14 protein-coding genes are annotated in these 13,118 nt (G+C 34.7%); all 14 read left to right on the plus strand.

From position 1 onward, the window contains the following. Positions 1 to 6: 6 nt before the first annotated feature. The 14 genes from flhB to tsf all read left to right on the plus strand — a co-directional run bounded on the left by flhB (position 7) and on the right by tsf (position 13,068). A complete protein-coding gene (gene flhB / locus BHF68_RS02865; RefSeq protein WP_069642114.1) occupies positions 7 to 1,095 on the plus strand; it encodes a flagellar biosynthesis protein FlhB in 1,089 nt (362 codons plus the stop codon). Positions 1,096 to 1,200: 105 nt separating this feature from the next. Then, a complete protein-coding gene (gene flhA / locus BHF68_RS02870) occupies positions 1,201 to 3,186 on the plus strand; it encodes a flagellar biosynthesis protein FlhA (protein WP_436796437.1) in 1,986 nt (661 codons plus the stop codon). After that, positions 3,186 to 4,457 (plus strand): flagellar biosynthesis GTPase FlhF, encoded by a 1,272-nt coding sequence (gene flhF, locus BHF68_RS02875; protein WP_069642116.1) that lies wholly within the window; start codon positions 3,186 to 3,188, stop codon positions 4,455 to 4,457. The genes flhA and flhF overlap by 1 nt, the downstream gene beginning before the upstream one ends. Then, positions 4,450 to 5,307: a MinD/ParA family protein gene (locus BHF68_RS02880; RefSeq protein ID WP_069642117.1), complete on the plus strand. Its 858-nt coding sequence runs from the start codon at positions 4,450 to 4,452 to the stop codon at positions 5,305 to 5,307. Before flhF ends, BHF68_RS02880 begins: the two co-directional genes overlap by 8 nt. A gap of 24 nt (positions 5,308 to 5,331) precedes the next feature. Further along, on the plus strand, positions 5,332 to 6,456 hold the full coding sequence (locus BHF68_RS02885) for a protein-glutamate methylesterase/protein-glutamine glutaminase (protein WP_084019158.1): 1,125 nt from the start codon (positions 5,332 to 5,334) through the stop codon (positions 6,454 to 6,456). Between the two features lie 122 nt (positions 6,457 to 6,578). After that, positions 6,579 to 7,088 (plus strand): chemotaxis protein CheW, encoded by a 510-nt coding sequence (locus tag BHF68_RS02890; protein ID WP_069642118.1) that lies wholly within the window; start codon positions 6,579 to 6,581, stop codon positions 7,086 to 7,088. After that, positions 7,066 to 7,692, plus strand: a complete 627-nt coding sequence (locus BHF68_RS02895; protein WP_069642119.1) for a chemotaxis protein CheC — start codon at positions 7,066 to 7,068, stop codon at positions 7,690 to 7,692. The genes BHF68_RS02890 and BHF68_RS02895 overlap by 23 nt, the downstream gene beginning before the upstream one ends. Before the next feature lie 26 nt (positions 7,693 to 7,718). After that, a complete protein-coding gene (locus BHF68_RS02900) occupies positions 7,719 to 8,174 on the plus strand; it encodes a hypothetical protein (protein ID WP_069642120.1) in 456 nt (151 codons plus the stop codon). 50 nt (positions 8,175 to 8,224) lie between these two features. Continuing rightward, positions 8,225 to 8,998 carry a FliA/WhiG family RNA polymerase sigma factor gene (locus BHF68_RS02905; RefSeq protein ID WP_069642121.1) on the plus strand — a complete coding sequence of 258 codons (774 nt, stop codon included), beginning with the start codon at positions 8,225 to 8,227 and terminating at the stop codon, positions 8,996 to 8,998. Positions 8,999 to 9,016: 18 nt separating this feature from the next. Further along, positions 9,017 to 10,531, plus strand: coding sequence for a FapA family protein (locus tag BHF68_RS02910; RefSeq protein ID WP_084019159.1), 1,515 nt, complete (start codon positions 9,017 to 9,019; stop codon positions 10,529 to 10,531). 5 nt (positions 10,532 to 10,536) lie between these two features. Continuing rightward, positions 10,537 to 10,857 carry a hypothetical protein gene (locus BHF68_RS02915; RefSeq protein WP_069642122.1) on the plus strand — a complete coding sequence of 107 codons (321 nt, stop codon included), beginning with the start codon at positions 10,537 to 10,539 and terminating at the stop codon, positions 10,855 to 10,857. Between the two features lie 15 nt (positions 10,858 to 10,872). After that, entirely contained in the window at positions 10,873 to 11,439 is a 567-nt protein-coding gene (locus BHF68_RS02920; protein ID WP_069642123.1) for a DUF6115 domain-containing protein, read from the plus strand. A gap of 160 nt (positions 11,440 to 11,599) precedes the next feature. Beyond that, positions 11,600 to 12,331 (plus strand): 30S ribosomal protein S2, encoded by a 732-nt coding sequence (rpsB, locus tag BHF68_RS02925; RefSeq protein WP_069642124.1) that lies wholly within the window; start codon positions 11,600 to 11,602, stop codon positions 12,329 to 12,331. An 89-nt stretch (positions 12,332 to 12,420) separates the two neighbouring features. Then, positions 12,421 to 13,068: a translation elongation factor Ts gene (tsf, locus tag BHF68_RS02930; protein WP_069642125.1), complete on the plus strand. Its 648-nt coding sequence runs from the start codon at positions 12,421 to 12,423 to the stop codon at positions 13,066 to 13,068. The last annotated feature ends 50 nt before the right edge of the window (positions 13,069 to 13,118 follow it).

Genomic DNA, 13,118 nt, shown 5'->3' on the forward strand with positions numbered 1-13,118 from the left:
GAGATTATGCCAGAATATCTTCTTACGCTAAATCTTCAGCAATTCGCTGATGAAAAAACTGAAAAAGCGACCCCTAAGAAAAGGCAAGATGCAAGGAAAAAAGGGCAAGTAGCAAGGAGTAACGAAATTAACACAGCGTTAGTCCTGCTTTTTTCGTTTTTAATATTAAAATTTTTTGGACCTTATATGGGAAAAGGTATTTTAAATATCTTCGATATGGTATTTTCAGAATATATCCTGTGGGAGGTAAATGAGAACAATATCCATGTTATAGGCACAGAATTACTGTTCTCAATTTTTTTAGTTGTATTTCCTGTAATGATTGTTGCAGTAGTAGCTGGTATTGCAGCAAACTTAATTCAAGTTGGTTTTATGTTTACAGCAGACCCATTGAAAATGAAGCTAGAGAAAATCAATCCAATTAAAGGACTCAAAAGGATTTTTTCTGTACGTTCAATCGTTAATTTAGTTAAATCAATATTTAAAATTACAGCTATTTCAATCGTAGCTTATATGTCGATATGGTTCGAAAGAGAAACAATATTTCACTTAAATCGTATGGAGATTTTAGATATTGTCAGCTTTATAACATATTTATCTATAGAAATTGGCTGGCGCGTTGCAATACTATTATTGATACTATCTATCCCAGATTATGTTTATGAAAAATTTGATCATGAAAAGCAAATTCGCATGTCCAAGAAGGACATTAAAGATGAACATAAACGTTCTGAGGGTGACCCGCGAATTAAAGGAAAACGACGAGAAATTCAGCGTCGTATGGCTATGCAAAGAATGATGAGCAGTGTACCAAAGGCAGATGTCGTTATCACTAACCCGACACACTATTCTGTAGCAATCCAATATGATGCAGAGGAAATGTCAGCACCAATGATAATTGCTATGGGTACTGATCAAACAGCATTAAAAATACGAGAAATTGCCGAAGAGCATGATATTCCTCTAGTAGAAAATAAGCCATTAGCACAAACATTATATAAGACTCTTGATGTTGGTGACTATGTTCCAGAGGAGCTATTCCAAGCAGTAGCTGAAATTCTTGCTTATGTATATAAACTTAAAGGAAAAGTATAAGTGTTGCAGTATGACAATATAACAACATTCAAATTGTAGAAAGGAGATCATTTTGTGCGTTTTTCAGATTTAGCAATAATATTCGCAGTAATAGGAATCGTAATTATGATGGTAATTCCATTACCTACATGGTTATTGAGTATCTTACTTATCATAAATATTTGTTTTGCACTAATGATTCTTCTTGTATCGATGCAGACTACAGAACCATTACAGTTCTCAATTTTTCCATCTATATTATTGATAGTTACCATATATAGATTAGCACTTAACGTATCTACTACAAGGTCAATTTTGTCAGAAGGATATGCTGGTAAAGTTGTTGAGACATTTGGAGAGTTCGTTGTTCGAGGTAACGCCGTTGTTGGTTTTATAGTGTTCTTAATTCTTGTAATAGTTCAGTTCCTTGTAATCACCAAAGGTTCTGAGCGTGTCGCTGAAGTAGCTGCTAGATTTACCCTTGATGCAATGCCTGGTAAGCAAATGAGTATTGATGCAGATCTTAATGCAGGAATTATTACAGAAGTAGAAGCCAAAGAGCGAAGGGAAAAAATTCAAAAAGAAGCTGATTTCTATGGAGCTATGGATGGAGCTGCTAAGTTCGTAAAAGGAGATGCCATAGCAGGGATTGTAATTGTATTAGTTAATATAATTGGTGGCTTTATTATAGGTATGGTTCAGATGGATCTTAGCTTCCAGGAAGCTATGTCTAGATTTACGTTGCTATCAGTTGGAGATGGGCTTGTAAGCCAAATTCCTGCCTTGTTAGTATCAACTGCAACGGGACTTGTTGTTACAAGAGCAGCCACAGGCTCAAATCTAGGACAAGATATAGCTAAACAGGTGTTTAGTTATCCGAAGTTATTATACATCGTATCAGGTGTGATTCTTCTGATGGGTTTATCTACACCTATCGGTGTCGCTTTAACGCTACCAATTGCAAGCTTTATCGCATACAGTGGCTATAGACTTGATCAACTAGCAAAACAAGAAGATAAAGTGCTTGAAGAACAAGATGACCAACAGGAAACTGAAGAAGATGTACGTAGTCCAGAAAGTGTATTAGATTTATTACAAGTAGACCCGATTGAATTTGAATTTGGTTATGGTTTAATTCCAATAGCAGATACTAACCAAGGTGGAGATTTATTAGATCGTGTTATAATGATAAGAAGACAAATTGCTTTAGAAATGGGGTTAGTAGTACCTGTTATTCGAATACGTGACAATATTCAGTTAAAACCTAATGAATATGTAATTAAAATTAAAGGAAATGAAGTAGCTGATGGTGAATTATTATTAGACCACTATTTAGCTATGAGTCCTGGAATTGATGATGAGGATGTACAGGGGATAGAAACAACAGAACCAGCATTTGGACTACCAGCTCTCTGGATTAGTGAGGAGATGAAGGAAAAGGCCGAACTTTCTGGTTATACTGTAGTTGATGCACCATCAGTTGTTGCTACCCATTTAACAGAAGTAATTAAGAGACATGCCCATGAACTATTAGGTAGACAGGAGACGAAAGCTTTAGTAGATAAAGTGAAAGAAAACTATCCAGCTATTGTGGAGGAGCTTGTACCTCAAGTGTTAACTATTGGTGATGTGCAAAAGGTACTGGCAAATCTCTTAAGGGAAAAGGTGTCTATAAGAAACCTAGCAACAATTTTTGAAGCCCTTGCAGACTATGGGCAAGCCGTACGAGACCCTAATATTTTAACTGAGTATGTTAGAGCAAGCCTAAAGAGGCAGATTACTAATCAATTTAAGGATGGTAACGAGCCATTGCGTGTTGTAACTATAAGTCCTGAAATAGAAAATATAATTACTGAAAATATTCATCAAGATGATCAAAGCTCGTATTTAGCAATAAATCCAGAGACTTCACAGCAAATATACCAAGCTATTCATAGTCAAGTTGCTCGATTGATTGAAACTGGGCAGATGCCAATTTTACTTGTAGCACCTAATATTCGCTATCATGTTCGAAGATTGATTGAACCCGTATTACCTGATGTAGTCGTGTTATCATACAATGAACTAGAATCTACGATTGAAGTACAGAGTGTTGGGATGGTGGAACTATAATGCGCGTAAAGAAATATATAGTCGATAGTATGCCAGAGGCTTTACTTTTAATAAGGAAGGATTTAGGTCATGATGCTGTTATCTTAGACCAAAAGAAAATTAAAGTTGGCGGCTTCATGGGCCTGTTTAGTAAAAACAAATTAGAAGTTATAGCGGCAATTGAGCCAAGAACAAAAAAAACAATTGTTCCTCCTAAGAAAGAAGTTAACAATGCTCAAGTAAATAATGTTGTTAATACTCCCAAAAAAGTAATTAATACTACAGATAAACAACAGTCAGCAAAAATCAATCTGACTAATGTAGGTGAGGCTCACAATCAGAGCCATCATCCTAATCAAAATGAAATTCATAATAGCAGCTTGTCTAGAGAATCAATAGATTTCAAAACAACTCAATCTCAGGACAAGATGGCTGAAGAGCTTAAAGAAATTAAGAACTTATTTGTAAAAATGATGTGTAAAAGTGATAGCAGTGAATTTCCTGAAAACTTAAAGGATATTTATAAACATTTGGTTAGCAAGGATATTGATGAAGAAATTGCTAATGACTTGGTATGCACATTGATGGAAAAGCTTGGTTCTCCTAAACATGTTGCAGATGCATATCTTTATGAAATTTTAGAAAATGAAGTAACTAAAATTATCGAACAGTATTCAAATCCACATAAAAATATTGATAGTCAACAAATATTTGCATTTGTAGGACCAACAGGAGTAGGTAAAACTACGACCATAGCGAAATTAGCCGCCTATTATGTATTAGAGAAAAAGATTTCAGTAGGGTTTATTACGGCTGACACCTATAGAATAGCGGCGGTAGATCAGTTGCGAACATATGCAAATATTCTAAATATTCCTGTTGAAATCGTAATTACCCATGATGATATGAAGAAAGCTATTGAGAATTTACAAGAGCGAGATGTCATTCTGATTGATACAGCAGGTAGAAATTATAAAAAAGAAATGCACGTAACAGAGCTAAGAAGCCTTTTGACGATTGCAAAACCGAATGAAACATTCTTAGTGCACAGCATGACTACAAAACAAAAGGATATGGATGAAATAACTGACTGCTTTAAAGATATAGGAATTGATAATTTTATTTTCACAAAAGTAGATGAGACATCATCATACGGCACTATATTAAACATGTTAACTAAACATAAAAAATCTTTAGCTATCTTAACAAATGGTCAAAATGTTCCTGAGGACATATTGTTTATAGACCCAAGAAAAATAGCAAAACTGATAGTAGGTGGCACATATGAATGATCAAGCTGCTAAATTGAGACAACTTGTAAGTCAAAATCGGAACAAAAAAGCAAGGGTAATAACAGTAACTAGTGGTAAGGGTGGGGTAGGGAAATCTAATTTTACCCTTAATTTTGCCTTGTGCTTAAAAGAACTTGGGAAAAAAGTAGTCATTCTAGACGCTGATTTAGGTCTTGCTAACATAGATGTTTTATTAGGAGTTTCAACAAAGCTTAATCTAGCCAATATAATCTACGAAGATAAGACAATATGGGATGTTATGTATAAAAGTGAGTATGGAATAGATATTGTATCCGGTGGATCAGGCATAAATGATTTATTAAACTTAGAGGAAAGACAATTACAACATTTTTTCACACAAATAGAATCATTGAACCAATATGCGGATTTTGTAATCATTGATACAGGCGCTGGTCTCTCAAAGGAAACTACAAGGTTTATAATATCAGCAGATGAAGTTATTTTAGTAACTACACCTGAGCCTACTTCTATAACAGATGCATATGCTATAATTAAGATGGTGCATTCGATATCAACAGATATAAATTATCGCTTGATTATAAATCGTGTAGCAAATGAGCAAGAGGGAAAATCAACAGCAGATAAGCTACAACTGGTTACTAAAAGATTTCTTAACATAGATTTATCGTTACTAGGGAACTTGCCAGATGATAAAAACGTTCAAAAAGCAGTAAAAAGACAAAAGCCTTTCTACTTAACATATCCTAATACAGAAGCTTCTCTTGCGATAAAAGACATAGCAAATATATTTTTAGATATTAAAGTAGAAAAAGAAACTAGTCATGGAATAACGAGTTTTATGAGTAAAATGCTGAATTTATTAAAGTAAATTGATCGGCAGGTGAACAGTAGGGTGCTTAGAGATAAAATCAAAGTTCTAGTAGTTGATGATTCAGCATTTATGAGAAAAGTAATTTCTGACATATTGACACTAGACCCTGAAATTGAAGTCATTGGAACAGCACGTAACGGTCAAGATTCACTTGTTAAGATAGAGAAATTGAAACCAGATGTTGTCACCTTAGACATTGAAATGCCCGTACTTGACGGTATTTCAACACTACGGGAAATTATGAGGAAATTTCCACTACCAGTTATAATGCTTAGCAGTTTAACCCATGAGGGAGCTACTGAGACAATTAAAGCATTAGAACTTGGGGCATTCGATTTTATTGGTAAACCATCAGGGGCTATATCCCTTGATATACATAAAGTACAAGATGAGATAATAACTAAAGTAAAACTAGCTGGAAAAAATAAAGTGAGAATTTCCCAGATACCAAAGGCTAGTTTAAGAGATAAAATTCAAATTAAACATCAGAGTCCACAGCAAAGTAGCGCGAACCAAAAAACGCATAGCTCAGAGACTAAAAGTTTTGAAACCGAAGCTAGTAAAGTAAATACTATCATAGCAATAGGTACGTCTACAGGAGGTCCAAGAGCTTTACAAACAGTGCTTGCAGGTCTTCCAGGTGATTTGCCCGCAAGTATTGTAGTTGTGCAACATATGCCAGCAGGATTTACTAAATCATTGGCAGATAGGTTAAATACTTTGTGCGAAATTAATGTAGTAGAGGCTTCTGACAATATGCCATTGCAAAACGGCTGTGCATATGTGGCTCCTGGCGGCAAGCAAATGGGAGTTGTCTTCACTGCCAATAATCGATATAAGCTACATACTAGCTCTCAGGCTGAGCCAATGTCAGGGCATAAGCCTTCTGTAGATTACTTATTTCATTCTATAGCTAAAATTAATGATGCAAATAAAGTTATTGTGATAATGACAGGAATGGGAGGGGACGGCGCTAAAGGATTAGTATCAATAAAAAAAGCTGGGTATGCACATTCTATCGCTGAAGACCAAAGCACCTGTATAGTGTATGGTATGCCAAGGGTAGCAATAGAAACGGGTGAAATTGATATTGTCGTACCTGTACAAGATATAGCTAAAGAAATAATAAAGTGTGTTAAATATTAAGTTGTTAAATTATCAATTGACATAATTAACTATACAAACTATGCTTGTTGCAATAGCACATTTAAAGTGTCAAATTAAATAGTCTAAAAACTGATTACTATATAAGTTGAGGGGGTAGTGACTTGAATACTGAAGGGAAAAACTATATTAGTAAGGAAATCAAGGTTATCGTATTTCGACTACGTGAGCAAGAATATGGTGTAGACGTTAACCAAGTTAAGTCAATTGAAAGAGTTCAAGATATCACTAAAGTTCCAGAAGCTCCTAATTTTGTAAAAGGAATTATTGATTTACGTGGAGTCGTTACGCCAATAATAGATTTACGCACACGTCTTAACTTGTCCGTTACAGAAGACACTGATAATACAAGAGTAATAATAGTAAATATTGACGGCGTAGAGGTCGGTCTTATAGTAGACTCTGCAAATGATGTTATAGACATACCTATTAGCTCAATTGAACCGCCGCCGCCAATTGCAGCAGGTGTAAGAGCAGTTTATCTTCATGGAGTAGCAAAATTAGAAGATAGATTATTAATACTATTGAACTTGAATAAAGTTCTAAGCTCAGATGAAATAAAAATAATTGATGAGATAGGGACAGATAATAATGGATCCATTAAAAAATATTAATTCCTTTCAATTAGATGTACTAAAAGAAATTGGCAACATTGGTGCAGGTAATGCTGCTACTGCATTATCTAAACTATTATCTAAGCAAGTAGATATGAATGTTCCAAGGGTACAAATCGTTCCATTTCAACAAATAGCAGAGTTTGTTGGCGGAGAAGAGAATTTGATTGTTACTGTTTTTTTGAGAATTGAAGGAGATATTCCTGGAAACATGTTTTTTATTCTGAATTTTGAGGCAGCTAAGCAATTAGTCTCTGAAATGATTAAAATACCAATTGAACATGAAGAAGGCGATATGTTTTCTGAAATTGAACTATCGGCTTTACAGGAGGTTGGTAATATTTTAGCTGGATCTTATCTGACAGCATTATCTGATTTAACTAAACTTAATTTACAGCCTAGTGTACCTGCTCTTGCGATTGATATGGCTGGGGCAATATTGAGTTATGGTTTAATTGAGCTTGGGAGAAGTGGTGATTACGCATTAGTAATTGACACACAAATCGAACCAGGTCATGCAACGAATACACAAATTGAAGGACACTTTTTCTTACTACCAGACCCTGAGTCGTTTAAAACACTATTTACATCATTAGGTGTATAATTAGTTGTATATATAGGAGTATCATAATGAAATTTAAGCTGATATTATCTTTAGGAGCTTTCTTGCTCACATTTATCGTTAGTATTAATAGCAACATATTGTTTACATCAATTAAGCGGGGAATATTTGCATTGGTTATTTTCTATATATTAGCTTCAATTTTGGAGAAAATATTAGAGCGTGAAATGAAATTATTCACAGAAACAAATAACAAAATTGTTAAGGAAGATAATAACCAAGAATTAGGCAAACAAGAAAGAGGCAGTCAGCAAAACTCAGACTCTGAAATAGATGAAAAAGATGGGAAATTAGGTCTAAAGGAAGAGAAGATAGAAAATGGTAAAGAGGACTTAGAGTTTCAAACACTCGACTATGATAAAATTGATAGTATTAAGACGAAATCAGGTGATATAGATGTTGATAATATGGACCCTGAAACAATAGCCAAAATATTGCGCAACTTAGAAGATGATGATAAATAACTTTATCAATGAACGTCAATACGCTGATGTCAATGGACAGGAATGATGTTATGACTAACCGTTATTCAACACAAAAGTTAGCTGAATATTGGGAAAATTGGAATAAGAATAAAACTGAGGAAGTAAAAGAGAATCTCGTTATATCTTATATGCCACTAGTAGACTATGTTGCAGACCGAGTTGCGATTAATTTACCACCCTCAGTGCAAATAGATGATTTGAGAAGTTTAGGTTACGTCGGATTATTAGAAGCGTTAGATAGGTTTGATATTAACCGTGGACTTAAATTTGAAACCTTTGCAATGTGGAGAATTAAAGGTGCTATACTTGATGGACTTAGGAAAGCAGATTGGGTACCAAGAAGTATAAGAAAAAAGTCTAAGGATTTAGAAGAGGCTTTCCAAAAATTACAATCCAGTCAACAAGAACCAGTAACAGATGAACAAATTGCCAATTTCTTAGGTCTTAGTATTGGCGAATATAATCAATTGTTAATTGATGTTCAAGCAGTTTCATTTATTTCAATAGATGAATCAGTAGGTGAAGAAGGAAATTTATTCCGTGAATTAATACCAGATGAACGATCGTTGTCACCTGAACAGCAATTAGATATTAGCGAAGCAAAAAAAGTATTAATTAATGCACTAGATAAACTACCTGAGAAAGAGAAAACAGTCGTTGCATTATATTATTACGAAGAACTTACATTAACTGAAATAGCGAAAATTTTATCAGTTTCTACTAGTCGAATTTCACAGCTTCATACTAAAGCAATTTTGCGACTTCGCGGGTTTTTAAGTAGACATAAAAAACAACTATTCTAGTTAGCTAGGGGTGAGATTATGAGTGCAGACAATCAAATCAATGCATCCAATGAATCTAACAACAATGAAACTGAGCTAAAAAATGAGAATATTACAGAACCTGAAGTCGAAGCTAAAATTGAAGAAAAAAAACCATGTAATTGGGATAAATGTATAACTATTAAAGCTAGTCGCGATAAGCTAGAGGCATATTTACAAATAGACAGAACATGTAATGATGATACTGTCGATATAGAGATTCTAAAAAAGGCATTAATCAAAGCACGAATCACCCATGGCATTGAAGAAGATGTATTAGAAAGTATAAGTGAAAATGTAGCCGCTTTTAAAGGACAGTCATGTTTGATTGCTAAAGGTTTTCCAGCTGAAAATGGTGTTGACGGTTATATTGAGCTAATACGAGATGACTTAGAGCAACAGAAAAAGGCACCCTTGGTACTTAAAGATGGAAGAGTTGATTTCTATCAAGTTAAAGATATTCCAACCGTAATGCGTGGTGAAGAAATTGCAAGAAAGATACCTCCTATCGAAGGAAAACCAGGAAAAGATGTTTATGGAAACGAAATTAAGCCAAAGCCAGGTAAAGATCCACGTTTTCCAGTCGGGAAAAATGTAGTAGTTAACAAAGAGGGGACTTCTATATATGCCCTAATAGATGGTCAGGTAGCTATAACAGAGCGTGGAAAAATAAACGTATTTTCATTATATGAAGTTCATGGAGATGTTGATTTTTCTACAGGAAATATTGACTTTGTAGGGTCAGTTCTGGTACATGGAAATATATTAACAGGCTTTTCTGTTAAAGCTAATGGTGATGTTCGTGTGAAAGGAAATATTGAAGGTGCAAATGTTGAAGCAGGTGGGTCTATTGAGATTATTGGTGGTATATTCGGTTATCATAAAGGACTTGTGAAAGCTAAACAAAGCTTAAGGGCATCATTTATTCAAAACGGTATTGTATCTGCTGATAATGAGGTGTTGGTTTCTGATAGTATTATGCATAGCAAAGTAAGTGCAGGTAATAATATCATCCTCGATGGGACTAAGGCGCTAATAGTTGGCGGAGTGTTACGCGCAGGTGAAGAGGTTTCAGCTAAGGTTATTGGTAATTCAATGGCCACACCAACAGAAATTGAAGTCGGAGTTCACCCCGAGCTACGCACAGAATTGTCTGAAATAAAAGATAAACTAAAAGAGATTGCTACAAATTTAGAAAAAACGGAACAGGCTTTAGAATTATTGAACAAAATGAAGGCAATTGGAAAAATGACTGAAGAAAAAGAAGCGATGCGAGAGAAAATTGAAGCTAGTTTAAAGGCAATGAAAAAATATAAACTGGAAGGCACAGCTCGCATTCAAGAAATAGAAATGAAATTAGAAGACATAACTAAGGCTCGAATTAAGGTTAATAGTGTGGTTTATCCGGGTACGAAATTTGTGGTTGGTAATCAAACGAAGTTTATCCGTGAAGAGACAAGACGGTCAGTTTTCTATATTAAGGATAAGGAAATTACATTTATGCCTACGAGGTGATCCTGATGAGTTTAAAGGCAATTGAATTACAGGTAGCAATCCCAAGAACAAAGGATGCAGGTAGGATACAGGAACAGCTACAGCAACGACCACAAAATGACCAAACACAATTAGCAAATGCACAGAAAAAGAATATAGTGAAAGAGCAACAAAAAACTCTAGAAACGCAACAAACAGAACACCAAAAAATTAAAGAGCATCAAGAAAAACACAATAAGAATAGTAATCAACAACAAAATAAAAATAGGAAAAACAAGTCGGACAAAGATAATCAGAAAAGTACGAAGCATCCTTTTAAAGGGCACTCGGTAGATATTTCATTATAAATTAGGTGGGTAGTTATGGACTTTGTATTACTGGTACTTGGTGTTGGAGTTATGGGTATAGCCTATATCCTATTTAGTAAAGAACGGAAAAACATTTCTAAGAAAGCTCCTAATTCAGATGAAATCAAAGAACTAGAATCAATCATCGAAAGACATTTTCTAGAGCTTCAAGAGGAAAATCATAAACAAAATCAAGCATACCTAAGCGACATCGCATTTTTGCATAAGAAAGTTAATACTTTAGAAGCAAAACTTAGAAATCTAGAAAATTATAAAAAAATTGATGTCAAAATTGATGCAACAAATGAATATGAAATTGAAGCTCCTACTCAATCAGCTCGTTACCCACATAGGCAGTATGTAAATAACAACTCAGAATATCTCCCAATAGACACAGAATCAACTCAAGACTTATCTAACGATAATTCTGATTATGATAAATCAGATGAGAACGGGATTCACAGTCAGGTACTAATTTTATATAAGCAGGGATACTCAGTTGAAGAAATTGCAAAAGAGTTAAATATAATGTGCGGCGAGGCACAGTTAATTATTGGCCTACACAATAAAAACAGTATATAGGCTTGTTTTTTGTTTATATTTTATTGCATTTACATATAGGTTATGATATATTTATTAACGGTGTAAAAAACACGTCTCTCGGACTTTGAAGTAGGTGCCAAAAGGTCACTTCTGAGGTTGATGAGGACGGAAGAACAAAACCATAGGAGGAATTTTTAAAATGTCAGTAATTTCAATGAAACAATTGTTAGAAGCGGGAGTACATTTCGGTCATCAAACTCGTCGCTGGAATCCAAAGATGGATCGTTACATTTTCACAGAGAGAAATGGTATCTATATCATTGATCTACAAAAAACTGTGAAAAAAGTAGAAGAAGCTTACAATTTTATCCGCCAAGTAGCGGAAGAAGGCAAGACAATTCTGTTTGTAGGAACAAAAAAACAAGCACAAGATTCAGTTAAAGAAGAAGCTGAGCGTTCTGGTCAGTTCTTTACGAACCAAAGATGGTTAGGTGGAACATTGACAAACTTCCAAACAATTCAAAAGAGAATTCAAAGATTACATCAGCTTGAAGAAATGGAAGCAAACGGCACGTTTGACGTATTACCTAAGAAAGAAGTTATCCAGCTTAACAAAGAAAAAGATCGTTTAGTAAAGTTCTTGGGTGGAATTAAAGGTATGAAAAAATTGCCTGGAGCATTGTTTATAGTAGACCCAAGAAAAGAGCGCATTGCAATCGCTGAGGCGAAAAAACTAGGTATTCCAATTGTTGCAATTGTAGATACTAATTGTGACCCAGATGAAATTGATTATGTTATTCCTGGTAATGATGATGCTATTCGTGCAGTAAGGCTTTTAACTGCGAAAATGGCAGATGCTGTAATAGAAGGTTCTAAAGGCAATATTGACGAAGCTACAGAAGCTCAAGAAGCTGTTGAAGCTGCTCAGTAGACTGAAATATATAATATAGGGTAGGTAGGGACTTGCCCACCTACCCTTAATAATGATAATAATTGATACATAACTAAGGAGGTACAGTAATGGTCACAGCAGCACAGGTTAAAGAATTACGCGAAAAAACTGGTGCAGGAATGATGGATTGCAAGAAAGCTTTAGTAGAAGCAAATGGTGATATGGAAAAAGCATCAACAATTCTTAGAGAAAAAGGACTAGCTGCAGCAGCGAAGAAAGAAGGTCGTATAGCAGCAGAAGGTTTAGTTGAAGCTTATATTCATGGTGCAGGTCGCATTGGAGTATTAGTTGAAGTTAACTGTGAAACAGACTTTGTTGCAAAAACAGACGATTTTAGAAACTTAACTAAAGATATTGCTATGCATATCGCAGCGGCAAATCCTTCATATGTTTCTAGGGATGAAGTTTCCCAAGAAGAAATAGCTAAAGAAAAAGATATCTTAAAAACACAAGCGTTAAATGAAGGTAAACCTGAGAACATTGTTGAGAAAATGGTAGAAGGTCGTATAGATAAATTTTTCAAAGAAATATGTCTATTAGAACAACCATTTGTTAAAAATCCTGATGTAACGATTGAGCAATTATTGACAGAGAAGGTTGCAAAAATTGGTGAGAAAATATCTATTCGTCGTTTTGCACGTTTTGAATTAGGCGAAGGTATTGAAAAACGTGTAGATAACTTTGTAGAAGAAGTTATGGCACAATCAAAAATTTAAAAATAAGCGTTATAAGGGAACACCTTGATTAGTGTTCCCTTTTTTCAAAA

The organism is Desulfuribacillus alkaliarsenatis (assembly GCF_001730225.1).
Taxonomy (GTDB): Bacteria; Bacillota; Bacilli; order Desulfuribacillales; family Desulfuribacillaceae; genus Desulfuribacillus; species Desulfuribacillus alkaliarsenatis.